The 26,327-nt window shown below is 40.2% G+C and carries 31 protein-coding genes, 1 pseudogene and 1 riboswitch; of the genes and pseudogenes, 28 read left to right on the top strand and 4 right to left on the bottom strand.

Annotation, left to right across the window (positions count from 1 at the left end):
* Window positions 1–360: 360 nt before the first annotated feature.
* Window positions 361–771, bottom strand: coding sequence for a hypothetical protein (locus NYE23_RS17795; protein WP_341079661.1), 411 nt, complete (start codon window positions 769–771; stop codon window positions 361–363).
* A gap of 83 nt (window positions 772–854) precedes the next feature.
* Between NYE23_RS17795 and NYE23_RS17790 the strand changes: the two genes are divergently transcribed.
* The 8 genes from NYE23_RS17790 (at window position 855) to NYE23_RS17755 (ending at window position 5,095) form a co-directional block, all read left to right on the top strand.
* Window positions 855–1,082: a hypothetical protein gene (locus NYE23_RS17790; protein WP_341079659.1), complete on the top strand. Its 228-nt coding sequence runs from the start codon at window positions 855–857 to the stop codon at window positions 1,080–1,082.
* Between the two features lie 262 nt (window positions 1,083–1,344).
* A complete protein-coding gene (locus tag NYE23_RS17785; protein ID WP_341079657.1) occupies window positions 1,345–1,971 on the top strand; it encodes a lysozyme inhibitor LprI family protein in 627 nt (208 codons plus the stop codon).
* A gap of 119 nt (window positions 1,972–2,090) precedes the next feature.
* Complete coding sequence (locus NYE23_RS17780; RefSeq protein ID WP_341079655.1) at window positions 2,091–2,408, top strand: DUF5316 family protein; 318 nt, start codon at window positions 2,091–2,093, stop codon at window positions 2,406–2,408.
* 29 nt (window positions 2,409–2,437) lie between these two features.
* Entirely contained in the window at window positions 2,438–2,611 is a 174-nt protein-coding gene (locus NYE23_RS17775) for a hypothetical protein (protein ID WP_341079653.1), read from the top strand.
* A gap of 51 nt (window positions 2,612–2,662) precedes the next feature.
* Window positions 2,663–2,896, top strand: a complete 234-nt coding sequence (locus tag NYE23_RS17770; protein ID WP_341079652.1) for a hypothetical protein — start codon at window positions 2,663–2,665, stop codon at window positions 2,894–2,896.
* Window positions 2,897–3,055: 159 nt separating this feature from the next.
* Window positions 3,056–3,610, top strand: coding sequence for a sigma-70 family RNA polymerase sigma factor (locus NYE23_RS17765; RefSeq protein WP_341079651.1), 555 nt, complete (start codon window positions 3,056–3,058; stop codon window positions 3,608–3,610).
* Complete coding sequence (locus tag NYE23_RS17760) at window positions 3,594–4,616, top strand: hypothetical protein (protein ID WP_341079650.1); 1,023 nt, start codon at window positions 3,594–3,596, stop codon at window positions 4,614–4,616. Before NYE23_RS17765 ends, NYE23_RS17760 begins: the two co-directional genes overlap by 17 nt.
* Before the next feature lie 56 nt (window positions 4,617–4,672).
* The gene (locus NYE23_RS17755) at window positions 4,673–5,095 is read left to right on the top strand and encodes a VOC family protein (protein ID WP_341079648.1); all 423 of its coding nucleotides are present in this window, start codon (window positions 4,673–4,675) and stop codon (window positions 5,093–5,095) included.
* Window positions 5,096–5,176: 81 nt separating this feature from the next.
* Here NYE23_RS17755 and NYE23_RS17750 read toward each other — a convergent pair whose 3' ends face one another.
* The gene (locus NYE23_RS17750) at window positions 5,177–5,710 is read right to left on the bottom strand and encodes a GNAT family N-acetyltransferase (protein ID WP_341079646.1); all 534 of its coding nucleotides are present in this window, start codon (window positions 5,708–5,710) and stop codon (window positions 5,177–5,179) included.
* Between the two features lie 337 nt (window positions 5,711–6,047).
* Here NYE23_RS17750 and NYE23_RS17745 point away from each other — a divergent pair, with 337 nt between their 5' ends.
* The 15 genes and pseudogenes from NYE23_RS17745 (at window position 6,048) to NYE23_RS17675 (ending at window position 20,566) form a co-directional block, all read left to right on the top strand.
* Window positions 6,048–7,001 carry an NAD(P)H-dependent flavin oxidoreductase gene (locus NYE23_RS17745; RefSeq protein WP_341079645.1) on the top strand — a complete coding sequence of 318 codons (954 nt, stop codon included), beginning with the start codon at window positions 6,048–6,050 and terminating at the stop codon, window positions 6,999–7,001.
* 131 nt (window positions 7,002–7,132) lie between these two features.
* A complete protein-coding gene (locus NYE23_RS17740) occupies window positions 7,133–7,768 on the top strand; it encodes a dienelactone hydrolase family protein (protein ID WP_341079644.1) in 636 nt (211 codons plus the stop codon).
* Between the two features lie 211 nt (window positions 7,769–7,979).
* A riboswitch (cyclic di-AMP (ydaO/yuaA leader) is annotated at window positions 7,980–8,130 on the top strand.
* A gap of 113 nt (window positions 8,131–8,243) precedes the next feature.
* Complete coding sequence (locus tag NYE23_RS17735; RefSeq protein ID WP_341079643.1) at window positions 8,244–9,506, top strand: cation:dicarboxylate symporter family transporter; 1,263 nt, start codon at window positions 8,244–8,246, stop codon at window positions 9,504–9,506.
* A gap of 97 nt (window positions 9,507–9,603) precedes the next feature.
* The gene (locus tag NYE23_RS17730) at window positions 9,604–9,780 is read left to right on the top strand and encodes a hypothetical protein (protein ID WP_341079642.1); all 177 of its coding nucleotides are present in this window, start codon (window positions 9,604–9,606) and stop codon (window positions 9,778–9,780) included.
* A gap of 34 nt (window positions 9,781–9,814) precedes the next feature.
* Window positions 9,815–10,381 (top strand): DUF4256 domain-containing protein, encoded by a 567-nt coding sequence (locus NYE23_RS17725; RefSeq protein WP_341079641.1) that lies wholly within the window; start codon window positions 9,815–9,817, stop codon window positions 10,379–10,381.
* 568 nt (window positions 10,382–10,949) lie between these two features.
* Window positions 10,950–11,627 (top strand): N-acetylmannosamine-6-phosphate 2-epimerase, encoded by a 678-nt coding sequence (locus NYE23_RS17720; protein WP_341079639.1) that lies wholly within the window; start codon window positions 10,950–10,952, stop codon window positions 11,625–11,627.
* 27 nt (window positions 11,628–11,654) lie between these two features.
* Window positions 11,655–12,521, top strand: coding sequence for an N-acetylneuraminate lyase (locus NYE23_RS17715; protein WP_341079637.1), 867 nt, complete (start codon window positions 11,655–11,657; stop codon window positions 12,519–12,521).
* Between the two features lie 17 nt (window positions 12,522–12,538).
* Entirely contained in the window at window positions 12,539–14,035 is a 1,497-nt protein-coding gene (locus NYE23_RS17710; protein WP_341079635.1) for a sodium:solute symporter, read from the top strand.
* A gap of 12 nt (window positions 14,036–14,047) precedes the next feature.
* Complete coding sequence (locus NYE23_RS17705) at window positions 14,048–15,739, top strand: FAD-binding protein (RefSeq protein WP_341079634.1); 1,692 nt, start codon at window positions 14,048–14,050, stop codon at window positions 15,737–15,739.
* 83 nt (window positions 15,740–15,822) lie between these two features.
* Window positions 15,823–16,731 carry an ROK family protein gene (locus tag NYE23_RS17700; RefSeq protein ID WP_341079633.1) on the top strand — a complete coding sequence of 303 codons (909 nt, stop codon included), beginning with the start codon at window positions 15,823–15,825 and terminating at the stop codon, window positions 16,729–16,731.
* Window positions 16,732–16,744: 13 nt separating this feature from the next.
* Entirely contained in the window at window positions 16,745–17,587 is an 843-nt protein-coding gene (locus tag NYE23_RS17695) for a MurR/RpiR family transcriptional regulator (RefSeq protein ID WP_341079632.1), read from the top strand.
* Between the two features lie 193 nt (window positions 17,588–17,780).
* Complete coding sequence (gene modA / locus NYE23_RS17690; protein ID WP_341079631.1) at window positions 17,781–18,590, top strand: molybdate ABC transporter substrate-binding protein; 810 nt, start codon at window positions 17,781–17,783, stop codon at window positions 18,588–18,590.
* A gap of 4 nt (window positions 18,591–18,594) precedes the next feature.
* Window positions 18,595–19,251, top strand: a complete 657-nt coding sequence (modB, locus tag NYE23_RS17685) for a molybdate ABC transporter permease subunit (protein ID WP_341079630.1) — start codon at window positions 18,595–18,597, stop codon at window positions 19,249–19,251.
* A 146-nt stretch (window positions 19,252–19,397) separates the two neighbouring features.
* Window positions 19,398–19,580 (top strand): annotated as a pseudogene (locus NYE23_RS17680) (GNAT family N-acetyltransferase); the annotation flags it as partial.
* A gap of 98 nt (window positions 19,581–19,678) precedes the next feature.
* Complete coding sequence (locus NYE23_RS17675) at window positions 19,679–20,566, top strand: hypothetical protein (RefSeq protein WP_341079629.1); 888 nt, start codon at window positions 19,679–19,681, stop codon at window positions 20,564–20,566.
* Between the two features lie 72 nt (window positions 20,567–20,638).
* Here NYE23_RS17675 and NYE23_RS17670 read toward each other — a convergent pair whose 3' ends face one another.
* Window positions 20,639–21,643 carry a DUF3231 family protein gene (locus NYE23_RS17670; protein WP_341079628.1) on the bottom strand — a complete coding sequence of 335 codons (1,005 nt, stop codon included), beginning with the start codon at window positions 21,641–21,643 and terminating at the stop codon, window positions 20,639–20,641.
* Between the two features lie 176 nt (window positions 21,644–21,819).
* Here NYE23_RS17670 and NYE23_RS17665 point away from each other — a divergent pair, with 176 nt between their 5' ends.
* From NYE23_RS17665 to NYE23_RS17645, 5 genes are all read left to right on the top strand, one after another.
* Window positions 21,820–22,098, top strand: coding sequence for an ArsR/SmtB family transcription factor (locus NYE23_RS17665; RefSeq protein WP_341080799.1), 279 nt, complete (start codon window positions 21,820–21,822; stop codon window positions 22,096–22,098).
* 88 nt (window positions 22,099–22,186) lie between these two features.
* Window positions 22,187–22,570 (top strand): VOC family protein, encoded by a 384-nt coding sequence (locus tag NYE23_RS17660; protein WP_341080797.1) that lies wholly within the window; start codon window positions 22,187–22,189, stop codon window positions 22,568–22,570.
* Between the two features lie 47 nt (window positions 22,571–22,617).
* Entirely contained in the window at window positions 22,618–23,163 is a 546-nt protein-coding gene (locus NYE23_RS17655; RefSeq protein WP_341079627.1) for a hypothetical protein, read from the top strand.
* A 197-nt stretch (window positions 23,164–23,360) separates the two neighbouring features.
* Window positions 23,361–24,161 (top strand): peptidoglycan-binding protein, encoded by an 801-nt coding sequence (locus NYE23_RS17650; protein WP_341079626.1) that lies wholly within the window; start codon window positions 23,361–23,363, stop codon window positions 24,159–24,161.
* A gap of 228 nt (window positions 24,162–24,389) precedes the next feature.
* On the top strand, window positions 24,390–25,484 hold the full coding sequence (locus tag NYE23_RS17645; protein ID WP_341079625.1) for a YncE family protein: 1,095 nt from the start codon (window positions 24,390–24,392) through the stop codon (window positions 25,482–25,484).
* Between the two features lie 244 nt (window positions 25,485–25,728).
* Here the strand turns inward: NYE23_RS17645 and NYE23_RS17640 are convergent, their stop codons facing one another.
* Window positions 25,729–26,322: a peroxiredoxin family protein gene (locus tag NYE23_RS17640; RefSeq protein WP_341079624.1), complete on the bottom strand. Its 594-nt coding sequence runs from the start codon at window positions 26,320–26,322 to the stop codon at window positions 25,729–25,731.
* Window positions 26,323–26,327: the final 5 nt, after the last annotated feature.

The following is a 26,327-nucleotide window of genomic DNA, read 5'->3' as shown; positions in this document are numbered from 1 at the left end:
CCCTATATGTAGACATTTTAAAAAAACCGGTTACCATAGAGGAAAAGAATGCTACTTGGAGGGGATTTTGTTTTGGTAAAGAAAGGGCGGTATGTCTAAATTTTCGTAAAGGTAGCTTTCCAAAAACAAAGCAATGAGGAGGGCTGGTAGCCTCTCCCATTAGCTAAACAGCTTTTCAACTGGTAACTGCTTCTTTTTCTCCTCCAGCCATAATATGCCCCCTTAAAAGCAACAATTTAAAAAGCCTAACAGGTGCAAAAAGCATAAACTAGAAATGGAGCCATCTGGACAATTATTTTTGACTATTACATTTCCTTGCCAAGTATCAGTATCTAGGACCAACAATTGTGCAAGTGGCTGTTATTTTTTTATTATTTTTCCAGGCTCCCAACGCCTATTGTCTACTTTTTTTAGATTTACTAATAAATTAACTCCTCGCACATCTCTACCGACAATAAAGGCACGGTTTTGCTTTAAATAAATGTAATTTGCTCCGATGTATCCTTTGCTTTGGAGATCTTCACTCAACTTCAAAAGTTCAATTAAAGTTGAATCCCTTTCGACTAAAATAGCTGCTTCCATAAAAGAGTACTTCTTAAAACCAGTCGTATTGATATTCAAGGTATTTATTACGTCAGTTACAACATTGTTTTCAATTTTTTTCAACTCTTCTTTTGATTTATTTATTTCTTCAACTGGGTTTTTGGCGTGGATTGTAGAAGATCCAAGGAAAATTATTAATATAATTAAACAAGAAATAGTTTTTTTCATCTAAACACCTCTAATTGTTTTTATTTGGAAAAAATAAACAATCCTAAAGGGAATATTATAATCAAAAGAAAGGAGGATTATTTATGAATGTAAAAAAATTATTACCCTTGTTTTTAGGTGTTCTTATGTTTCTAAGTATTACAGGATTCAATACTTTGGCAGCTGAAAAAAACATTACTTGTGGGTCCGGCGGTACGTGTAAAGCTAGAAATAACATTGAAAGGATGGATGCTGGTTGGCTATATTTTACTGGAATCTCATCAGTAGTTAATCAACCTTCTTATAATCAAAGGATTGTTTCAACACAATAACTTTGATGGAGAACTGGATATTGATGAAGATGAGGTAAGCGAATTGCGATTTTTTCATGTTCAGGAGATTCCCTCGAATATTAGTCCTCCAGACCAAAGAGTGATTAAGGATTATGTTCAATCTATCTAGAAAGGAGTTCCGAAGCGGAGCTCCTTTTTTCGTCCTTGATTTCTAATTGGGATAATTTTCTATAAAAATGATAAGATTGATTTGGACGAATGAATACAGACATTTTGTCAAAAGAGAAGGGGAGTTAGAACATTGGAAAACAATAAAAGGTTTTTGGCAGTACTGTTAACAATAGCCTTGTCAGGAGTATTGGCTGCTTGTGGGAACTCATCTGAAGAATCGAGCAGCCACCCATCCAATAACAGCTCTGCTCAAGAAGAAACAACAGAAAAGGAGCCAGATGGATCACAGGGAATTGAGGAAGAAAAAACTGACGGCAGCAGTAATACTACACAGTCCCATGATAAAGACGATTCAGCTGAAGCTCCAAATGATGTTGAGGCAGTTGATAAAAATGAAAGTCCCGAGAGCATTAAAGATGAATATCTTAAGAAGCTAAACAAAATGGAAGAAGCGGACAGAAACGCAGAAGCCAAGACAACGACCGCAGAAATGGTGAAACAGGAGGAAGAAAGATATAGAACGTGGGATGACGAATTAAACAAAATCTATGGGCTGCTGGAAGAACAGCTTGAAAATGATCAGATGAACCAACTAAGAGAAGAACAGCGGAAATGGATCCAGCAAAGAGATGAAACGGCTAAAAATTCTTCCCTAAAATACAAAGGGGGTTCAATGGAGCAATTGGAATATGTGGCTGCTCTGGCAAGTCTGACAAGAGAAAGGTGTTATTTGTTAGTTGCGAAGTATATGAATTAGGGTACAGCTTTTTTTAGATGTGGAAGTTTGTGTGGCCATTCTTCGCAAAGAATATTAATAGAAAGAAAATTGAAACAATTAGAGGTTTCAGTCGTATAGTTATAAAAGGAGGTTTTGGGTTGAAGCATTTAACCTTAGGGATCGTTTTGGCGATAGCTGGTGTTTTATTTTCAATTGGTTTTTGGGAATTCAGTAAAGCTTATTTAGTGACAGGAGCCATTGGATTGTTGTTTATTGCTGTGTCCATTCTTATGTCAGGTTCTTTAGCTGGTCCCCATCGGATGAGGGCGGGTTTTGAAGCAGCCGATTCTCCTGACGAAAGACGAAAGACGAAAGCGAAAAAGAACAAGCATCGGCTCAGTATTAATTGGTCTGCCCAATATTATGACTGCGTTGCTTCTTTACCTTTTCTTAAACTAAGAGTTGTTTATCTATAAAGTCGCCTTTCGAAATAGGGGGTGAACCTATGTGGTGGGTCGTAATTTATATTGCGGGAATTATATTATTTGCTTTGTTTATTGATTGGAGACGCAGGAGAAACAATAATAACCCACTTACCCCAACAAATCCGAACGCAAAGCCAGGAGAAAGTTCAAATTATTTAATGGGAGATAATAAGGACACAGGCGGATTTCAGTAATTACATGTAACTGGAATTTTAAAAAATAATGTGTCAATTTAGGGGGATTTCATGGAGAAAATCTTAGTGAAAACAGGAGTCTATTCATTTATTGTTTCCTTTTTCTTATTGGTCGCCTTTATGAAGCGAATCGAAAGTACAACAGATGTTGATGGTATGACTTCAAGTATTATCACACCATTTCCTGAGTTCTTTTTTGCTATTTTTCGATATTCTGTAATCACTTCAATAATTGCCGTTACCATTGCAATTATTTATTTGTTTTCAATGAGGGAAAATGATTAACAAACGCAGCTGCCAGTCCCGGTGGCTTTTTCTTTTTGAATAAACAGGTCTTATAAAAGGCAATTAGAGATGGATTTAAGGACCAGGGTTTTAAGAAAAACGAAACCTTTACTCAACTCATTCGTCTTAGCATTAAAGTGAAAACGGGGTGGGGAGTGTGTGAGAAAGATCAGGGATGATGATTCATTAGAAGATCGTGATATGTGGCTTGAGATGATAATGGATGAGTACGGTGAACGGCTCACGAAGTTTGCTTATAACTATGTGAAGGACTGGAAGCTCGCGGAAGATATTGTTCAGGATGTCTTCATAACAAGTTACCAAAATTATGACAAAATCGATGAATTGAACTCCTTTAAATCATGGATTTATCGATTAGCTATTAATAGATCAAAGGATGTCCTGAAGAGTCATGCGTTTCGGAAAGTAGTGCTTAATTCGAGTCTGTTTTCTTTATTTTCATCGAAGGAATTGCCTCCGGAAAAGGAGCTGCTGAAGCGCAGCGAGGAAGAATTTCTTTCCTTTTGTGTATTGTCTTTGCCTGTGAAGTACCGGGAAGTTATTACTCTCTATTATTATGCAGAATGTTCGATTGAAGAGATCCAGGGACTAATAGGAGTAAACCAAAATACGATTAAAACGAGATTGAGCAGAGGCAGGATGAAGTTGAAAAAAATGATGGAGAGGCGGGGATATAATGGAGAGCAAGCTTAGTCAGCTGCGGCGGGCAATGGACTCGACAACTCACAAGGGCGAGCACTTTACGGAATTTCAAAAAATGAATATTAGAAAAGCGCTCCATTCCGATAGAAGAGAGAAGCCAAAAAAGCCTCAAAAATTCGTTATATTTACCATATCCACTTTGGCCATCTGCCTCTTAGCTTTCTTAGTTTCAACTGAGACATGGGTCAGGCAGGACCAAAACCAGATACATGGCGGTACGGCTGATGAATGGAACATCCGGCATGAATATAAGGTGAATCAAAAGATAAAATTCAGCATACTACCCGATCCTTATCTGAAAGCAGGATCGCCTTATGGATATATCTTTAATTTCCAGGAGCCTTTTAACACGTATAAAGGAAAAGAGCTTTCCATTTCTGCCTTTCATAAAGAAACTGGCGAAAGATTACAAGTCTTACCTCAGCAAAAAATAATAGATCCTTCTCCCGGGTACCCAAGTTTGCAGCGGTTCACGACGACATTCCCCCTTCCTTACGAAGGCCTGTGGAAGTTTGAAGTGTATCTGGATGGCAAATCCTATGGAGATGTAGTGGTCAGTGTGGCAGAAAAAGCAAAAGATGCCCCTATTACGCTGCCTGAGGATATACCGGATTTTGTTCAAGAGAGCGATTTTGACACTATTGATTGGAAGAGAAAAGCTGTGGAGTTCGGCAGCAGGGGCATAATTGGAAATGAAAACAAGTCCGGTGTGATCGGCGCTGACATGCCCAGTTTAAACGGCCAAAAGTGGATGTGGCATTTATGGGGCGTTGAGAATACAGACTTGACTATCGTTGGCTTTCATAAAGAATCGCAAACAGTTCATCCCATTTTAACAAATGGAATGGGATGGACCATTCGCGCATATGGTCCAAACAACGGGGCGGATGCTCATACACCATCATCTGTTAAGATTCCCAAAAAGGGAGAATGGGCCATTTTGCTTTATGTGGATGGCGAATTATTCGATCAATTGATTTACGATATAAATGAATGATGATGCTTTATGATCTTTTCTTCGCGAAAATTTGCAAGATTATTGGGAGGTCTTATATGAAACCGCGGATTTCAGTTATCACATTAGGTGTAGATGATTTAGAAAGATCCTTACATTTCTATCAAAATGGTCTTGGGTTTCCAACACAGGGCATAGTAGGAAGAGAATTCGAGCATGGTGCTGTGGCATTTTTTGATCTGCAATCTGGATTAAAACTGGCAATTTGGAATCGAAAAGATATCGCTCATGACACCAGTATGAACCAGACAGGAAAAAGCCCAACTGAATTTACGATTGGGCATAATGTTGGGAGTAAAGAAGAGGTAGATATGGTAATGAAACAGGCAGAGAGCGCGGGTGCCGTTATTACGGTTCAAGCTCACGAGACTTTTTGGGGTGGATATTCTGGATATTTTCAAGACCCAGATTGGCACTTATGGGAAGTGGTTTGGAATCCTGCTTGGAAATTTACAGAATAAATTCCAATGCCTTTATCAACCAATAGGTTAAAGAGCTGCCGATCAAGCTTGTTGATCGGCAGCTCTTTTTTATCCAGCCTCTTATTCTGAAAAAGCTTTTGAATAATGGACAACACCAGCAGCATTTTTAAGAGCATTCTCCTTCAATTCCAGAGCCATGAATACTTCGTCAGGCACGTCAAACGGGGCATGAATATTCCAAAGACTGGCTGGCTTAAAGCCGAACTTTGGATAATAATCTTTATGGCCCAGAACGACTACGGAATGATAACCGGCCTCTTTTGCCTTGGTAAATGCAATACGAATCAATTGACTCCCTATGCCTTTCCCTTGATAATCGGGACGAACAGAAAGGGGGGCAAGTGCAAGAGAATCTGCCGCTTTCTCACCATCCTTTATTTTAATTTTAGATAAAAGAATATGTCCCACAACTTCTTTAGCTTGAGTTAACGCCACTAAAGAAAGCTCCGGAATGAAGGCATCTGAATTTCTGAGCCTTTTGACAAGAAAATGTTCTGTTTTGTTGCTGTATTCTTCATTTAAAAAAGCTTCTTTTACCATTTCTTCAGTCGAATCATAGTCTTCAGGTAGTTCTTGCCGAATTAAGATATCCATTTATAGTCTCCTGTTCTTTATATGATGATAAAGCTTCAATATAAATGGCACTTTCTCATGGAGAGAGTGTTACTTCTCCAGCTCTAAACATAAGTTCAACAAACAAAAACCTCCAATTTGGGATGATTTCATTTTATTTAGTTATGCTGGAGCGGTCAACTGTATCAGGTTCCTTGGGAGTAGTCACGCTCATTTATGGCAATTCTTGAACATTCTGTGAATATCGCAAAAATATCACCTGTTTTTAGTACCAGGTATTATATTTATCACTATTCAATCGCCCTCATTCGCTCAATAATGAAGAAGAATAAATTGGCGATGAAATGGGGTAGTTCTTTTGAAATTTCCACAATTAAAAATCGGTCATATGACGCCTGAGTTTCCCATCATGCAGGGTGGAATGGGCGTTGGTATTTCGTTAAGCGGCCTGGCATCAGCTGTTGCGAATGCCGGGGGGATTGGAATTATTTCAGGAACAGGAATCAGCATTGAAGAGTTAAGGCTGCATATACGAAAGGCCAGGGCATCTATCAAGGGTGAGGGCTATATTGGGGTGAATGTTTTATTTGCCATGAATGATTTTGCTGAAAAAATGAAAGCCGCCATAGAGGAAAAGGTGGATTTCATTATTTCAGGTGCAGGAATATCAAGGGATATGTACAATTGGGGCAAAGAATCCGGCACACCGGTCATTTCGATAGTGTCATCTGCAAGGCTGGCTAAAATGTCCGAACGGCTTGGTGCTTCTGCCGTAGTCGTAGAGGGCAATGAGGCAGGAGGACATTTAGGAACCGAAAGACCGTTATTCGATATCTTACCGGAAGTCGTGGAAGCTGTTAAGATTCCTGTTATAGCTGCCGGGGGAATCCTGACAGGAGAAGATATCGCGCATGCCATTCGCGTCGGGGCTTCCGGTGTTCAGATGGGAACCAGATTTGTCGCAAGTCATGAATGTGATGCACCCCTATCCTTTAAGGAAAAATATGTACATGCCAAACAGGAAGATATCGTTATGGTGAAAACCACCGTAGGTTTGGAAGGCCGTGCCATTAAGAATAACTTTACTGAACAAATTTCTGACAATAAAAAGGTGAAAATCAAGAAATGCATCGATTGCCTGAAAAATTGCTCCTACCGCTTTTGCACATTGGATTCTCTTGTCACATCCATGAAGGGGGACTGTGAGAATGGTCTCGTATTTGCGGGTGCAAGAGTCCATGAAATTAACGAGATTTTGCCTGTTCAGACGATCATTCATAACATCAAAAGGGAATATGAAGCTTGTGTTTAATATCATAATGGAGCATTGCTACAAGTTTGGCTGCCAGATAGGCGGCTTTTTTTGATTTTAAGGGGTGTTTAGAGGATGAAGGAATCAATGATATTAATGTAGAATCCTTTAGATGGAATAAAGTGTAAATAATGAATGGCGAAAAAATTTGGAGAATAAGGGTAGAAATTATGAAAAAAAATAGTAATTCATTAATCCTCGTAATCCACGAAATCTATGGAATAAATCAACATATAAAGAGTTTTTGCGATTTATTAACAAAGCAGAATTTTGAAGTGATATGCCCCAATTTATTAGAGCGGGAGATATCTTTTGATTATTCTCAAGAGGAAGCCGCTTATCGTCACTTTATGGAACATGTCGGTTTCGATAGAGCGGCACGTAAAATCAAAGATTTATTATTGGATGTTAAAGATGAATACGAAGCAATATATATCATTGGGTTTAGTATAGGTGCAACTGTTGCCTGGCTGTGCAGCGAGGAAGTATGTGTTGATGGAATAGTTGGATACTACGGTTCAAGGATTAGGGACTATTTAGAGCTCACACCCCGGAGTCCTGCCATGCTTTTTTTTCCGCAAGAAGAGCAGTCTTTTGATGTTGATAAGTTAGTATTGGCTCTAGAGAAAAAGAAAATTAAAGTATATAAATTTGCTGGGAAACATGGATTCAGTGATCCTTATTCCTCCAGGTATGATGAAAAATCAGAACAAGAAGCATTTAGTAAAACGCTGGAATTTTTATTGCATATGTTTGAGAAAGTATGAAGCTTTAGGGTGATTGTTTTCACCTGGGAATTTTAATAAAAGTTTACAAGCCCGATCAATAGTTTTAATACAAAGATGCTAATTTAGATATAGCGGGGATAGCATGTGTGGCTATCATGGCATTTGGCGCAGGTGGAGCCAAGTGCTTTTTTGTTTTATACCGGGAATACTTAACTATTTACAAAAATTATCTTGGGATAATATAATGATTTAGTGTTCTATGCTTAATCTTATTTTAAGAACGGGGGACCCATTATTTACGGCGGAGTTTCCGCACGGGGTGAATCCGAAAGATGGAAGGGCTTACTGTTTCCATAGTCCTAACCCGAAAGCTAACCTCGTCAGCGTTTAAGGAAACATAAGAGAATATGAATCAGAGTGAATTGACGATTGTCGATTTTCTTTTTTTTGAGATCAGCTTTGTTTCCCTTGCCTGCGCAGCATGTTAAAACTAAACAAGAAGGTAGGGTAATTGATGAAAAAATTCAAATTAAGTTTAGCCACTCAGATTTTCATCGGTCTTATTTTAGGGATCGCTGTTGGCGGTATTTTCTATGGAAGTGAAGCGGCGCAAAGTGTCCTGCAGCCGTTTGGCGATCTTTTTATCCGCTTAATTAAAATGATTGTTGTTCCTATTGTACTATCCACGATTATTGTTGCCATTGCTGGTGTAGGTGATTTAAAATCCGTTGGTAAGCTTGGCGGTAAATCATTGACCTATTTTATTGGGATGACATTGGTTGCCATTGTGGTTGGCTTAATTGCCGGGAATGTATTTCAGCCAGGTGCCGGCCTGAATATGGACAGCCTGCAGCAAAGTGATATTTCAAGCTATGTCGAAACCAATAAAGAGCAGGAAGGCAAGTCGGTAGCGGATACTTTCTTGCATATTGTGCCTACTAATCCAGTACAAGCCATGGTTGAAGGCGATATGCTGGCGATTATCTTCTTTGCTGTTGTTTTTGGACTTGGAATCGCAGCAATTGGAGATGTTGGAAAGCCGGTTCTGAGATTTTTCGAAGGTACGGCTAAGGCGATGTTCTATGTAACTAACCTATTTATGAAGTATGCACCGATCGGGGTATTTGCCTTAATTGGTGTCACGATTTCCAAGTATGGTTTTGCCTCACTGATCCCATTAGGCAAGCTGGCGCTCACTGTATATGGTTCCATGATTTTCTTTGTTCTTGTTGTTCTGGGAGTGATGGCCAAAGTGGTCGGGTTCAGCATCTTTAAATTATTGAAGATGATCAAAGAGGAATTAATTTTGGCATTTTCAACAGCAAGCTCGGAAACAGTTCTTCCAAGAATCATGGACAAAATGGAGAAAGCGGGAAGCCCGAAACATATTTCTTCCTTCGTAATTCCAACAGGCTACTCTTTTAACCTGGATGGATCTGTTTTATATCAGGCGATTGCCTCTTTATTTATTGCCCAGATGTTTGGAATCGAATTGAGCATCGGACAGCAAATTACGTTAATGTTAGTACTGATGGTTACATCGAAAGGAATGGCGGGTGTACCTGGCGTATCCTTTGTTGTGCTGCTGGCGACATTCAGCACCATTGGATTGCCTGCAGAAGGGCTTGCCTTTATTGCGGGTATTGACCGTATCCTTGACATGGGACGCACAGCGGTTAACGTGGTGGGGAACTCACTGGCGGCAATTGTTATAGCGAAGTGGGAAGGGCAATTCAACCCTCCAGCAGAAGAAAGATTTGAACAACAAGCTTCATAATAGATTGGGAAACACTAACAAATGTATTCGTTTGTTAGTGTTTTTTTGTAGTGCGGGATAGTTCCGGTTCAGACACAGGAAGGGGAAAATGTCGGGTTTGAGTCCGAAGTTGGTTCAGGTTCAGACACAGGAAGAGGAAAACACCGGATTTGAGTCCGAAGCCAGAGCAGCTTCAAACAAAAAAGGAGAAACCGAAGACCAAAATCCAAAGGGCGGTTATATGAAAAGTAAAATCCGGCTCCAGCTTTTATCAACTAGCTCTTCAGGGTCATAATTATATTATAATGGAGAAAAAAGGAGGTACTCATATGACAAAAGGAAGCAAGGTGCTGTCACCAGGACAGCAGTATGAATTGCTGCAAACATTGAAAGCACGTTTTGAAAAGAATATGTTCAGGCATGAAGGGCTTGAATGGGCGGATGTACAAGCTAAGCTTGAGGCTAATCCTGAGAAACTATGGTCGCTGAATGGAATGGAAGAAACGGGCGGCGAACCGGATGTTGCCGGGTATGACGAAAAGACGGGCGAATACATATTTTTTGATTGTGCAGCAGAAAGTCCTAAGGGCCGCAGAAGTTTTTGCTACGATCGTGAAGCACTGGAGGCAAGGAAAAAACATAAGCCGGAAAACAGCGCAACGGATATGGCGGCTGCCATAGGGATTGAACTTTTAACAGAAGAGCAATACCGGGAGCTCCAGAAGCTTGAAGCTTTCGATAAGAAAACATCGAGCTGGGTACAGACACCCGCTCATATCAGAAAACTTGGCGGGGCCCTCTTCTGTGACCGCCGCTACGATACGGTGTTTGTGTATCACAATGGAGCCGATTCCTACTATGGTGCAAGAGGGTTCCGCGGCTCGTTGAGAGTTTAGGTTCAGTGAAAAACTAAGTAAAAAGATAAAGGGTCAGTAGTGCACTCATATTGATTGAGGCGTTAATCCGGGAAGGGATTAACGCTATTTTTGTAGAACTGCCTTGATAATACTGATAATGGAGAAGTAAGATGAAGACCCATTATTAAGGCTGATATTGAAGATTTGGGCAACATTGTAAATATAGACAGTTAGGTTATGGGTAAACAAGCAGCCGAGATTATACTCAACAATGAAAGAGGGCATTGTATTACTGTGAAAGTCAGAGCGGAATAGTTGAAAATTTAGATGAAGAAGATCCTGAAATCATTTATTACAAATTAAAATAGATTCTAATGCAAGATTCCTTATAAATAAGAATCTTGCATTTTTTTGTTTGACTCGGATTCTGCAATGATATAAATTTCATTTATTTTGATAATAAACTGTCATTTTTAAAAATAAAATTGACAATAAAATATCACGGTGATATAGTGACGATATGAAAACGTTTTCTGAGCATTTTCTTGTGTGCAGGGATGATTGCCGTTATGGAAGCATCAAAGGAATGACAGGTAGGAGAGGTATTATGGATGTATTAGATAAGATAAAAGGCAGATTAATAGTTTCGTGTCAGGCCCTTGAAGATGAGCCGCTTCATGATTCATATATTATGAGTAAGATGGCTTTTGCAGCAAAGCTAGGAGGGGCTTCCGGAATTAGAGCAAACAGCGTGAAAGATATACGTGCAATCAAGAAGGAGGTCGATCTTCCCATCATTGGGATTATCAAAAAGGATTATCCCGGTAGCGGAGTGTATATTACGGCAACGGAAAAAGAAGTAGATGACCTGTATCAGGAAGGTGTGGATATCATTGCTTTTGATGCAACAAAGCAAGTCCGTCCGGATGGAAAAAGTTTTCAGGGATTTTTTGCAGAAGCGAAAGCCAGGTACCCGGACCAGCTGTTTATGGCTGATATTTCTACATTAGAAGAAGCGCTTGCAGCTGAAAAAGCCGGAGTGGATATTGTGGCAACCACTTTAGCGGGATATACTCCTTATTCGGAAGGAGTTGTTCCTTTGGAATTACTGGAACAAGTAATATCCCATGTTTCAGTTCCTGTTATAGCGGAAGGAAATATGGATACACCGGAAAAAGCAAAAAGGGCTATTGAATTAGGAGCTCATGCAGTTGTTGTAGGAAGTGCCATTACACGTCCGAAATTAATTACAGAGAAATTTGCAAAAGCTATACAAAACTACTAGTGAAAATTAGAAATGAGGGTGTTCAAGATGAAAGGAATTTTTACAGCGTTGTTGTGTTCATTTGATGAAAACGGAAGGGTGAACGAAAAGGGATTAAGGGAGATTGTCCGTTACAATATCGAAATTTCAAAGGTGGATGGCTTGTATGTCAATGGAAGTACAGGTGAGAACTTTCTGATTTCCACTGAACAAAAAAAGCAAATCTTTGAAATTGTAAAGGATGAAGCTAAAGATCAGGTTAAATTGATTGCTCAGGTGGGTTCATTAAATATTGATGAAGCAGTAGAATTAGCACAATTTGCAACAGATTTAGGCTATGATGCTATCTCTGCTGTTACACCTTTCTACTATAAGTTTGATTTCCAGGAGATTAAAGATTATTATTACACCATTTTAGAAAGCGTTAACAACAAAATGATCATCTATTCTATCCCAGCCTTAACGGGGGTTAGCATGAATCTTGAGCAATTTGGAGAGCTTTTTGAAAATGAAAAAGTAATTGGCGTGAAATTTACAGCACCTGATTTCTTCTTACTGGAGAGACTTCGCCATGCTTATCCTGATAAGCTCATTTATTCCGGATTTGATGAAATGCTGCTTTCTGCAAGTGTCCTGAATGTAGACGGAGCGATTGGCAGTACGTTTAATGTAAATGGACAGCGTGCCAAGCAAATTTTTGAATTGGCACAAAAAGGCCAAGTAAAAGAAGCAAGGGAGCTTCAAAAGGTAACCAATGATTTAATCGGAGATATTTTAGATAATGGCTTATACCAGACGATTAAAGAGATCCTGAAGACACAAGGCGTTGATGCAGGTGTATGCAGGAAGCCAATGAAAGCGCTTGAAGAGGATAAAGTTCAACGCGCGAAAATGATTGCGGAAAAATATCTGTAAAATCAGGGGGATAAATGATGACTGGATCTTTTGCTGTAATTGATTACGTTATATTATTTGCCTACCTTTTGTTCATTCTTTGGGTAGGGATTGCAGTTGCCAAAAAAGAAATGCAGGGAAAAGAGTTCTTCAAAGGGGATGGCTCTATTCCGTGGTGGGTGACATCTGTCAGCTTATTCGCAACCTTATTGAGTCCGATTTCATTCTTATCTTTAGCGGGAAACTCCTATTTAGGATCATGGGAACTGTGGTTTGCACAATTAGGTTTATTTATTGCCGTGCCAATCGCGATTTATTATTTCCTGCCGGTTTACCGGAAATTAAATTTAGATACAGCTTACGAATATTTAGAGCGCCGCTTTGATACAAAACTGCGCGTCATTGGGAGTCTTCTTTTTATCGTCTATCAGATTGGGCGCATGTCCATTATTATGTATCTGCCTGCTTTGGCATTAGCGGCTGTTACAGGCATCAATGCCGTGCTGATCGTATTATTCATGGGTGTAGTGGCAACCATCTATTCAGCCTTTGGAGGAATTAAGTCAGTGCTTTGGACAGACTTCATCCAGGGTATTGTCTTAATCGGCGGCGGTATTTTTGCCCTGATTATGCTGATGTTCTCCATTGATGGCGGATTTGGAGAAGTGGTCCGTGTCGGTACGCAAGACGGGAAATTCTTTACGGATACACCATTCTTCGATCCGAACTTTGTCAATAACAGTGTTCTTCTTCTTATTTTTGGCGCCGGGATATCAACAGCATTCTCATATATTTCAAGTCAGGACATGGTTCAGCGTTATTTAACAACCACTGACTTAAAAGAAATGAATAAAATGACTTATTTAAATGGTATTCTGTCACTTGGTACGGCAACATTATTCTTCTTTATCGGAACAGCTTTATATACATTTTATACGCAGCAGGCAGGTGCGATGCCTGAAGGTAAAGCCGACCTGATTTTTGCCAACTTTATCGTTGCTGAGCTGCCGGCAGGAATTTCAGGCTTGCTGATTGCCGGATTATTCGCTGCGGGACAATCAACACTTTCAACGGGCTTGAACAGTGTGGCGACAAGCTGGACATTGGATATTCAGAAAGTTCTTAAACCAGATATGAGTGATGAAAAAAGCACCAAAATGGCGCGTAATGTATCCACAATTGTAGGGATTTTCTCCATTGCTTTTGCCATTGTCCTGATTTACACAGATGTTGGAGATGCTTATTCCTGGTTTAATGGATTGATGGGATTAGTATTGGGTATCATCGGAGGTACCTTCACGCTTGGAGTCATGACGAAAAGAGCAAACGCGAAAGGGGCCATCTGCGGTTTCTTCGCAACAGCAGCCCTTGCAGTCTATGTGTCTTACTTTACTGATATTACTTTATGGGCCTATTCCATCATTAATTTAATTGCTTCTATCGTGTTCGGTTATGTCTTTAGCTTATTATTCAAGCAAAAAAGCAAAGCTGAAGATGAAAATCTGACATACTATGATAGAAAAAAACCAGCGTAAAATGGTGAGACTATGTTTCAAATAAAAAAGAAAATAAAAACGGATGTCTTAGTGGCCGGAAGCGGGCTGGCCGGGATAAAAGTAAGCAAAGAGCTTGCAGATCAACAGGCCGATGTATTGATGGTGACAAAAATGCAGGTAGCTTCAGGTTCAAGCTTTTATCCGCTGAAAGCCTCCCTTGGAACTCAGGTGACAAAAGATCATGAAGATGAATCGATATTTCTTGAAGATATTGAAAGCTTGAGCCATGGCATGCATGGGCGGGATTTAGCTGAGGTGTATGTAAAAGAAATTCCGAAGCGTGTAAAGGAATATCACGAGATTGGTGTGAAGGCGAAAAAGCTGGAAGGGGAGCGTAAAGCCTGTTTCGCTGAACATGAACGGGATATCTATTTATTAAGTGACTGGGATCAGATTCGCGAAAATGTGAGAACTATTTTTGCAGAGTATGAAAACCTGTCTATCCAGGAAAAGACAATCGTCCTTACTTTGCTGAAGAAAGATGACCGTGTGGCGGGAGCCATACTTTTAGATGAGAATAATGACCTCGTTATGGTGGAATGCAAATCTGTCATTTTAGCAACGGGCGGATTCGGCAGTATTTATCAGCATAACTTAAATCCCAATGATGTGGATGGCTCCGGCCATATCCTGGCTGTCGAAGCAGGGACCCGTCTTGTAAACATGGAATATATTCAATTCATTCCAGGCATTACGGCTCCGAAATATAAAACCCTCTTTGGGGAACATACATTAATGTATTGTGATGATATAGTCGATGAAGCAGGAAGCAGCTTACTGGATTCTATGCTGCCTGAGGAGATATCGAAGCAGGAATGTCTGCAGATCAGGAGCACGCACGGTCCGTTCACCCATTCACTTGATTCGAAGTATGTGGATATCGCGATGATGAAAAATATCATCGCGAATCGGAATGACCGCGGATTCAGGCTTTTATATCGGTCCGAGTTATATGAAAATGGGGAAGAGTTCTACACGGTCTATTTAAATTGGCTGAAAGAGAGAAATATTGATCTTTTGGAGAATGAAATTCGTATTGCCCCATTTGCCCATGCCAGCAACGGCGGAGTTTATATTGACACGTATGGCAGAACCGGTGTGAACGGATTATATGCCATTGGTGAGCTGTCCTGCAATATTGAGGGAGCGAACCGATTGGGAGGAAATTCGACTGGCGCCTGCATGGTATTTGGCAAAAGGGCTGCGGCAGATTGTGTCAGGTATATCGAAACACAAAGCCATGAGGAAATTTCTGAACCTGAAGCATTGAAACAGATCGAGAACATGTTTGGCGTTCAGGGGCAAACAAAAGGTCCTGTTATAGATATGGAGAAAAAAGTTCATCAGGCTATTGAATCGATCAAAAAACTAATGTGGTATCATGGGAATGTCGTGCGCAATAAGGACAGTCTATTAAAAGCATTAGAAACCATCAGAAAGCTCGAGTCAGAGCTTGATTTAGGTAGATTGTTCGAACAGCAGGCAACCCGAAAGCTGACAATTAAGGCACGAAACTTCTTCAAGCTTTCGCAAATTCTGCTTGAGGCCATGCTGGAACGAAAAGAAAGCAGGGGCGCACATTTTCGTGAGGATTATCCGGAAGAACGTGAAGAATATAATAAAAGATTGTTTATTTCCATGAAAGATGATGGAGCATTGGAGTATCGCTTTCTAAATGAATAGGGAGTAGCTTTAATGCTCATAGGTGGAGGGGAAAACCTGGTATGGGTTTTCTCTTTTTTCAATTGTAAGGGAGGAGCACAATCATGCAGCTTGGAGTCATTGATATTGGCGGAACATCTATAAAATATGGCATCGCTTCAGACGAAGGAGAGCTTTTTAGTCTTGATTCCATCCCGGCTGAGGCTTATAAGGGCGGTCCTTTAATAGTAGAAAAAGTGAAGATGATCTGTGATATGCTGTTAAAACAGGCAAGAGTCGAGGGCATTGCCATCAGCTCTGCAGGGCAGATTGATAACCAGAATGGAACCGTGGTGCATGCAACGGATAATATTCCGGGATATACCGGTACAAGTCTGGCTGAGGTTATTTCAAAACATACCGGATTGCCGGTTACGGTTGAAAACGATGTGAATTGCACAGCATTAGGTGAATATTGGCAAGGTGCAGCTAAAGATATGGATGATTTTCTCTGTGTAACTATTGGCACGGGGATTGGCGGTGCGTTATTCTTAAATGGTAAGCTATACACAGGAGCCAATTTTTCAGCCGGGGAAATCGGGCATATCAATCTGTACCCAAATGGGAAGCCCTGCACCTGCGGTAATAATGGCTGTTATGAAAGGTATGCTTCCAGTTCAGCCCTATCAGAGCTAGTGGAGGAAAGAATGGGTGTGAACCTTCCATTAGAGAAGTTTTTCGAGCTTGCCAGAGAGGGAAATAAGGAAGCTAATAACCTATTTGTGCAGTGGGCAGATGATGTGGCGACAGGCATTCAGAGCCTTGTTCATATTTTTAACCCCGAGCTTGTACTGATTGGCGGCGGAATTTCTGCACAAGGAGACTTTTTATTGGAAGAGGTACAATCGTCTTTAGCGAAGAAAGTAATGCCAAACCACTGGAAGTCGCTTCGGATGAGAATTGCCGCACATGAAAACAAAGCCAATTTATTAGGAGCAGCCAAGCACTTTTTGGACATGAACAGGAAAAGTTAGCAGAGGGGTTACTATGGAAACGAATAGAAAAATGACAGGGCTGAAGCCTACTATATTAATGGAACAGCATAAACACAACTTTACTAAATCCGACCATAGAATTCATGAATATATTTTAACGAATACAGACAAGGTGTTATACCATTCATTAACGGAATTATCGGAAGCGATAGGAGCTGCAGAGGCTACAGTTCTGCGTTTCTTCAGAAAGCTGGGCTTTAAAGGCTTCCAGGATTTTAAATTTTCGCTCGCGCAAGAGGTATCAGGTAATTCCAGTCAGGCGGGTGACGAGACCTATATTGAACGCATCCGCACAAACATGGTACATGCCATTGAAGATACGTATAGTATGCTGAATAATCAAGCTCTTGAAAACAGCATCGAAGCGATAGTCCGTTCCAGGGATGTAGTGGTATTTGGCATAGGCTCTTCCGGAATTGCCGGGCTTGATATGCAAAATCGCCTCATGAGAATAGGAAAACATGTTGATGTCGTCACAGATCCTCACTTCCAGGTAATGAGGGCGACCTCCCTGGATGAACATTCCGTTGTGATTGCCATTAGTTTAACAGGCAGCACAAAGGATATTGTCGACACTGTTAAAATAGCCAATGAAAAGAAAGCTACTGTGATTGTATTAACAAACTATGTGAAATCACCTTTGGCCAAATACGCGGATTATATTTTACTGACCTCTGTAAAGGAAAGCCCGTTAGACAGCGGTTCATTAGTAGCCAAAATTACACAGCTTTATTTAATCGATCTTATCTGTACGGGGATCACCATGAAAAACTATGAACAAGCTTCAAAAGTGAAAATGGAGATATCTGAGAATATCAGTAATAAGCTGTACTAAAGCAAGCCAATGCTGGTTCAATTATTTTTATAAGGAAGGCCATTGTGCCTTCTTTTTTTCCAGCCCTAAAAATGGAGTTTTTTCACTGTTTTTCCCAGAGGTATTGTCACAATGTCCTCACCGCTGATATCCAGGGCATTAGCAGTTATAATTAGTTATAATCAGATATAACTAATTGGAAAGGGGGGGCATAATGAAAAAGCAATACCTGTTCTTTTTTTCGTTAATGGTCCTTTTTTTATCATTGGCTGGCTGTTCAAACAGTGACCTTCCTAAAAATACAGGAGAGGATAAGCGGGAAGGAGCCGGAGAGAAAGTGGAATTGACTATTTCAGCAGCAGCAAGCCTGCAGGATGCCTTAACGGAAATTGAAACAAGGTTCGAAAAGGAACATCCAAATGTGCTGATCAACTTTAACTTTGGTGCTTCAGGCTCTCTTCAGCAGCAAATCTCCCAGGGAGCACCCGCTGATCTTTTCTTTTCAGCTGCAGAGGATAAATTTGATAAACTGGTGAATGACGGGCTGATTGAAGAAAACAATGGGATTGATCTGGTTGGGAATGAGCTTGTTTTAGTAGTACCGAAGAAGTCAGCATTGAAAATCAAATCGTTTTCTGATCTCACAAACGCAGATAAATTGTCAATCGGTACACCGGAGTCGGTTCCTGCCGGGAAATATGCGAAGGAATTATTAGAGAAAATGGATATCTGGAACAACATAGAAGAAAAAGTGGTACCTGCCAAAGATGTCCGCCAGGTCCTTACGTATGTAGAGACTAATAATGTGGATGCCGGAATTGTTTATAAAACGGATGCGTTAATATCTGAAAAGGTTGATATGGTGGACACGGCAGATGAAAACACTCTCAACCCTATCATTTATCCTTTGGGTGTGATTAAAGATACAAGTCATCCAGAGGAAGCTAATCTGTTCTATGATTATCTTCAAAATGAAATTTCTATGGGTATTTTTGAAGAGTATGGATTTAAAGGATTGAAATAATTAAATGTCTACTGATTTTTGGTCGCCAGTCATATTATCTGCCGAAATTGCTTCTGTTTCAGGAATATTAGCCGTTATTCTGGGCGTTATCATAGGAAAGACGATGGCAAATAAAAGATTTAAAGGAAAAGCCATTGCGGAGACCGCTTTCCTTTTGCCATTAGTATTACCGCCATCTGTTGTAGGGTTTCTGCTGATTGTCATTTTTGGAAGAAACAGTTTTGCAGGCCAATTCATTGAGTTTATTTTTAAACAGCCAGTTATGTTTACATGGTGGGCCGCTGTTATCGCTTCGACGGTTGTCGCATTTCCTCTTATGTATCAGTCTGCCAAGACAGGCTTTGAAGCGATTGATCGTGACATTGAAAATGCGGCCCGGGTAGATGGGGCGAATGATATTCAATTATTTATGAATATCACGATCCCTCTTTCATACAAGGCCATTATTTCAGGCGGCATTCTAAGCTTTGCCAGGGCATTGGGAGAGTTCGGAGCTACTTTAATGTTTGCCGGTAATATTCCGGGAAAAACACAAACGATTCCAACTGCTATTTATGTAGCCATTGATTCAGGCAATATGGAGATGGCCTGGTTATGGGTAGCGTGTATGATAGGAATATCATTTATCATGTTAGTTTTTGTTCAGCTGATAAAAACATAAGAAGACATCCTTTCGCGGGATGTCTATTTTATTGCAGGAGGCTGGAGTGCGAATAATACTTCAGGTGACAGTTACGTCCTCCCTCACCTTAACCTCATTTCAACAATAATCGATTATTTCCATTGTAAAATTAGAGTTGCTGTTTGCTAATAACAACGAATGATAATTTATTAGCATTAAAGTTTTATCAGAAACGAAGATTTATCCTATCCAAAATTATTCATAATGCGGTTGAGGAAGCAAGAAAGGTTAAACCCAAGATACCGTTAATTGGAAATGCTGGCATTCCGATCAGAGATGAAATTGTATTGGTAAAGGTATTGAGCTAACGGGGTACTTTCATATTGTGCTAATGGATATTAATAATGCGAAAATATGGAACTTTCGGCAATGGGATTCGTAATAGTATGAAAGAAGGGGGGATTACATGGTCTGGTTATTCCTGCTTGCCGTGGTTATCTGGTTTATTTTCTTTTTGCGCAAGAAACTCTCATTTAAATTTGGTTTATCTCCGAAATCTTTAGACATAAAACCGATTAAAGGGTTGAAAAAGCTAAGTGATCACCTGGAGAAATCTCTTAGCAGCAGTTATATGGGCAATGTAGAAGAGAGGGTAAGGAAAGAAATTAAGCTAAAAGAAAATGAGTACAGGTGGCGTCTGCTGGATTTAAAACGCTACTTTATTATGACTTCTTTTTTAAAAGAGTCCCCTATGTTCAGTGAAAAAGTCGATGACCTGTGGCATCATATGCTCATGTTTACCCGTGAGTATGATGATTTTTCAAAAGGATATTTGGGAAGCACTCTTCATCATAGTCCAAATCTAAACCAGTCGTCTCAACCTGATTTGCGCGGATTTTTTGATTGGGTGTATGGTGAGCTCTTTTTCATAAGAAAGGAAAATATCCATCTTTATAAGGGGTTTTACAGATTCCCAGTACCTCCAAATATAATTGATGATTTTAAGGATTTGCCGGAAAATGAACTAATAGAGCTCTATTTTAGGAGAAATAGCCAATATATAAATACGGTGGTCTCGCTTATTTCTGCCATGAAAAAAACAGCAAAGAAAGTAAAAAACTATGAAAAAAGTATCATACAAGAAATGATGAGAAAAAGAAAAACCCAGCAAAACTATAACGCAATGCTGGTTCCTTTTTTATCTGTATCGTATTTTCATTATGATGATTTTTCCAGTTACATGAAAATCAGCAGCAAGGTTTCATCAAGCTGTACAAGCTGCGGTTCCGGCAGCTCATGCAGTTCCTGCTCTTCCTGCAGCTCCTGCTCAAGTTGTGGCGGGGGAGGAGATTAAGCTGGAACGAGAACCCAGGCACGGCTCAGCTGCCGGACTGTGAAAACCCCCTCATAAAAATGAGGGGGTAACTTATTTATCCTGTGCAAGTTCTTTTCTATTGGGAGCAAGCGGCGGCTGTTCTAACCACTTGTTCTTCACCATAATGCCGAACCATTTTCTGGTGACTCCCAAGGATTTCAGAATTGCTTTTTCATAAGTTAAGGCCAGGTCTGTCCGCATGGATCCGGCCAGGCCTGTCCCGTAATATACTTGTGCAGTTTGAGCCAGGAAACCCATATGATACAACATTAATTTATCGGAAAATGGAGAGTCCTTTGACGCTGTAATCTCTGATTCCAATGAAGTTGGGACTGGCAAGTTATCCTTGTGCAATATTTTTGAAAGCGCCTGCAGGTTATCATCGGATGTTTCTTCTAGCTCCTCAAAAAACTTCCTTATATCTTTCGATTCTGTGACTTGGCTGAATCCGATGGAAAGTCCTTTTGCCATAACCCCCTTTTTAATGTTAAGGGAGATACTGATTATTTCTGTAGAAGATAAACGTCTCCCTTTTCCGAAAAATCCATCAGTAAAATCTGTTGCAGTAATAATTTCAGGGCTTTCGGCAGGATAAAAATAAGGATCTCTCTGAAAAACTCCTTTTTTCAGAAGCAGCTCAATGGTTAAATCGTACATATTTTTTGCATCATCTACACATGAGTTGTAAAACTCCCGTATGTCCTTTCTGACCGAAACACCTAAAGCGGTTGTATGACCTAACAAACCATGGATAGTCATAATATGTAAATAATTCAGGCAGAATAAGTCTGAAAACAATCTCTCTGCACCTTTATTGAGGTCGGACTCCGAAAAACCAATGGGAATTGGAAATCCATCCTTCTCAATGAAGGAAACAAGCTGCTCCTTTTGTTTTTCCCCTGTCTTAATAGCTATTTCAAAAACTTGTTTTATTTCTTCGTCTTCTATAATTGAAATCATATACCTATTTACAATCTCGGTCATTGTTCCGTTTACATACTCCCCCCATAGTGTTCCTATTTCGGAAGATGTAAGCTTTAAATTATCATTTTCCAATTGTTCTCACCTCTTCAGTATTTTTTACAAATACAGAAGGATGTATGCAGTTCTTTGGCTTAAACCTCTAAGACTTGTTCTCGTGATTACTGCCAAGATTGAAACGGGACCTTTAGTAGGCAACTTTGAGGTTGCTTGTATTGACAAGCAACCAAATGGTTGCTTATAATCATAATATGAATTGGGACAAAGACACTATATTCAAAGCACTTGGTGATTCGACACGAAGGCTTATATTGGACGAACTTTCCGAACGCAAAGAGATGACGCTATTTGAACTGACGGCTCGTCTCATTATGAAGCACGGCCTTTCCATTTCGCGGCAGGCAATAGCTAAACATCTTTCAGTATTGGAAGATGCACAGCTCATTAGATCCGAACGAAAGGGAAAATATCGGGTAATTATTTTTAATAACCAGCCACTTAAGAATCTGCTGGAAGGATGGCTGGAGTAACTTACTAAAAGTGGAATAGAGATTCATACAGAGGTACTGCCGGTTTTGCTGGAAGCCCATTACAATTAACAAAGGAGGCAAATACATGTTGAACGTTATTGTTACCAGTATCTTCGTCCAGGATCAGGAGAAGGCATTGAATTTTTATACAGAAACGCTGGGGTTTGTAAAAAAGCATGACATCCCAGTTGGGGAACACAGGTGGATCGCCCTGGTTTCTCCCGAAGATCAAGATGGTACGGAGCTCTTGCTGGAACCTAATGTACATCCGGCTGCCACAGAATATCAAAAGAAGATTTTTGCAGAAGGAATTCCAGCCACAATGTTTGGCGTTGCTGATGTTCACGAAGAGTATAACCGATTAATAAAACTCGGAGTGAAGTTTACTATGGAGCCGACAGTAATGGGGGATGTCACATTGGCTGTATTCGATGATACATGCGGCAACCTTATTCAAATAGCGCAGAAGTAGCTTTATAAAATATAAGAAATTCTTGCATGTAAGTAAGGCGGTGAACGATGGACAGTCAGCTGAAGTTGGAATTTCAAAAATCAAAGTCAGACGATAAAGAAGAGCGTTATGAAGCTTATCAGCACATTTTAAATGCTACTGACAAAGAAGTTGATTGGGCTTATGAAGTATGGGATCAGCTATTAGAGGACTTAACTCATAACGATAACCATCAACGCTCCCGTGCAGCTCAATACTTAGCTAACCTGGCTAAAAGCGATCCAGAGATGAGAATCATGAGGGATTTCCCTAAGCTGTGGGAAGTAACAAAAGATGAAAAGTTTGTTACAGCCAGACATAGCCTTCAATCTATATGGAAAATCGGGATTTCCGGTACACCCCAAAAAGAACTGGTCATGGAAGAAATGACTGAACGTTTTATTAATGGAACAGATGAAAAAAATTACACGTTAATACGTAATGACATCCTTCAAAATATGAAAAATTTATATGATCATCTGAATGATGAGGCTATTAGACAAACAGCTTTAGATTTGATTGATACTGTTGATGACAAAAAATACAAGAAAAAGTACTTGGATATATGGAAATAGATCAAATTGCTGAAGATAAAGTTCTTCAGCTTTTTCTTATAAATGTAGGGTAATATATACACAGACAAAATAGAACCCATTATTGCAATATAATGGATGATAGAGGGTCGAACGTTGTGATTCTGTTTGCAACACTCGAATAATGTCATTTCCTCCCGAATTCTTTTATATCAAAGGAAATTGGGGAGGATTTATTAATGTTAATGAGATTTAAAAACATGCTGATGGCCTTCGTGGCTGTGGTTCTCATGCTGGTTGCTCCTTCGTTTACAGAAGCGGCGCTCGGGGATCGTACACTTGCCAATGGATCATCAGGGTCAGATGTGGCCGAATTGCAGGATTACCTGATGACAAAAGGGGTATTCCCATATCATACATCGACAGGATACTATGGAAGCATCACGGTGGAAGCCGTCAAGGATTTTCAGCGTAAGCGTAACCTGAAGGCTGATGGAATAGCAGGACCGCAGACAAACCACGCATTAAAAGTACTGAGATATGGGGACATTGGAAAACAGGTCATCCAAATTCAATATCAATTAAAACAAACAGGTCATTACAAATCTAGCTTAGATGGTATTTATGGAAATGGTACAGTGGGCGCTGTCAAGAGCTTTCAAAAACAGCAGGGACTGACCGCAGATGGCATTGCCGGCCCGAGGACGAGAGCCGCACTTGACCGAAAGGCGAAGCGCGGCACAGCGGCAGGTAAAACATTGACTGTGGAAAGCACAGCATATACAGCGAGTTGTGAGGGCTGTTCAGGTGTGACAAGGATGGGTCTGGATTTAAAAAAGTACCCTGATGCGAAAGTGATTGCAGTCGATCCAAGTGTCATTCCGCTTGGCTCAATCGTGAAAGTAGAAGGCTATGGAACTGCAATAGCAGCGGACATAGGCGGCGGCATAAACGGAAGTTCAATCGATGTGTTCATTCCAAACCAGGGCGATGCCCTTCAGTGGGGGAGAAAAAGCGTTCGTGTGGAAATAATCGAATAGGTATGGGCTGGCTGCACTTATAGTAGTGCGGGCCAGCTTTTTTTGTTTTAGCAAAGGGCCTGGATATTAGGAAATTCTTTATCATACCTATTAAATTTGCAGAGTTTATGGATTTCAAAAGATTGTTATACTTTTTGCACGTTTATTTGGTTAAGTGAAGTACATCACTTTTGTATATTCTTGCTGTTATTATGCTCTCTTTATATAACGATAAGGGAGGAAAATTCCATGATTAAATTTAAAATGATATTTATTGTATTTTTATTGTTAGGCGTGATACTGGCCGGATGCAGCTCGGGAAGTAATGCTGTTGATGAATCGAAGTCTGTTTCCGGGGATGTTCAGCAAACTGAAGGCAATAAAGAAGAGGCTGAAGAAAAAACGGAGGTCCAATATTATTACACCGCAAACGAAGGAGGCAGCATCACAAAAATTGATGCATCTGACAATTCAATTGTAACGACAATAGAGGTAGAAGGTTCCGCTCACAATGTGCAGGTTTCACCAGATGGAAAATTAATAGGGGCTACGGTTGTGCCAGGTATGGCAGGGCAAGGGGGAGGCCATGGAGAGCACGGAGAAGTGAGTGCAAAAGCAGTATTTTACAGTGTTGAAAGCGATGAACTGGTTCAGGAGGCCGAAGTTGGAAATCACCCTGCCCACATTGTTTTTACGGAGGATGGGAAGTACGCTGTTGTAACAAACAACGAGGACAATACTGCATCTGTCATTGATATGAATAGCCTCAATGTATCAAACACAGTTGAGACCGGCAAAGGGCCGCATGGATTCAGGATTTCATCAGATAGCAAAAGAGCTTACATTGCCAATATGGGTGAAGATACGGTCAGTGTTATTAATCTTGAAACCATGAAGGAAGAAAAGCGGATAAAAGTGGGAAGAGCTCCTGTCACTACGGGTATTACTTCTGATGGAAAAACACTTGTCGCAGCATTAAATGGAGAAAATGCTCTCGCTGTGATTGATCTGGCCACTGATAAGGTTGATAAAATTCCAGTGGGAACTGGTCCTGCACAAGTATATATCGATGAGAAAGGCCAGTTTGCCTATGTGGCCAACCAGGGAACAGAAGAAGCTCCTTCGAGCAGTGTTACCGTTATAGATCTTGCTTTAAAGAAAGCATCAGCTGAAATTGAAACCGGCAAAGGCTCGCATGGAGTGGTAACAAGTCCGGATAACAAGAGGGTGTATGTAACGAATATATTTGATGATACGGTCAGCATCATCGATAAAGAACAGAATAAGGTTATTGATACAATTGAAGTAAAAGGTATGCCGAATGGAATAAGCATTACCGATTAGATTAATATCAATGCAGAAAACCGCTTGAGAATTACAGGAATCTCGATTCGGAAGGTACACACCCCATTCGTTTTCAGTGCCTGCCCCAAAAAATACATTATAGACTAAGGAGGGCAGGCATCTGATATAATATTTTAAGGTGGTTTGGGCCAATATTGAGATATTTCATCGTATATGTACCTTCATTTATACGGTGATAGATGATATTAAAATTCAGCGGCAGGCACCTTTTGTCTGCCTATCCTTAATCAATATCCTTCGTCAAGCTTTCCATTATGCCTTCATCCATAGGGCCGACAATTTTTTTTGTAATTACACCCTTTGTATCGAGGATATAGCTTGTTGGAATTGTAAATGCTTGATACTGCGGGCCGATCATGCCATCTTCATCGAGGGGGATGGAAAAGGTAAGTCCGTAATCCTTAACGAATTTCTCGATATCTTTCCGGCCGTTGTCAATATTTGTGAGATTAACTGCTACCACTTCAATGCCATCTTCTTTATGCTTTTCGTAGAAATTTTGCATATGAGGCATTTCAGCTTTGCAGGGCGGACACCAGGTTGCCCAGAAGTTCAGAATGACCTTCTTCCCTTGAAGATCCGATAGTTTCATAGTTTTGCCATCCAGAGTGGTTAGTTCAAAATCTGGAGCAGGCTTTCCTTCCTCAACCTGAGTAAGATCTGACCCAGGTATATCCTCGGTTTCAATCGATTCCTCTTCGTTTTCCACAGCAGCATTGCTTGTGCTTTCTTTATCTGCAGATGGTTTCCATAGATTGACGAATACAATCGCCAGTGCCAATAGAATTATAGCTATCGATAACAAATTTTTATTCAACCTTT

Source organism: Cytobacillus sp. FSL H8-0458 (genome assembly GCF_038002165.1).
Classification (GTDB): domain Bacteria; phylum Bacillota; class Bacilli; order Bacillales; family Cytobacillaceae; genus Cytobacillus.
This window is presented reverse-complemented; position numbering and strand designations above follow the sequence as displayed.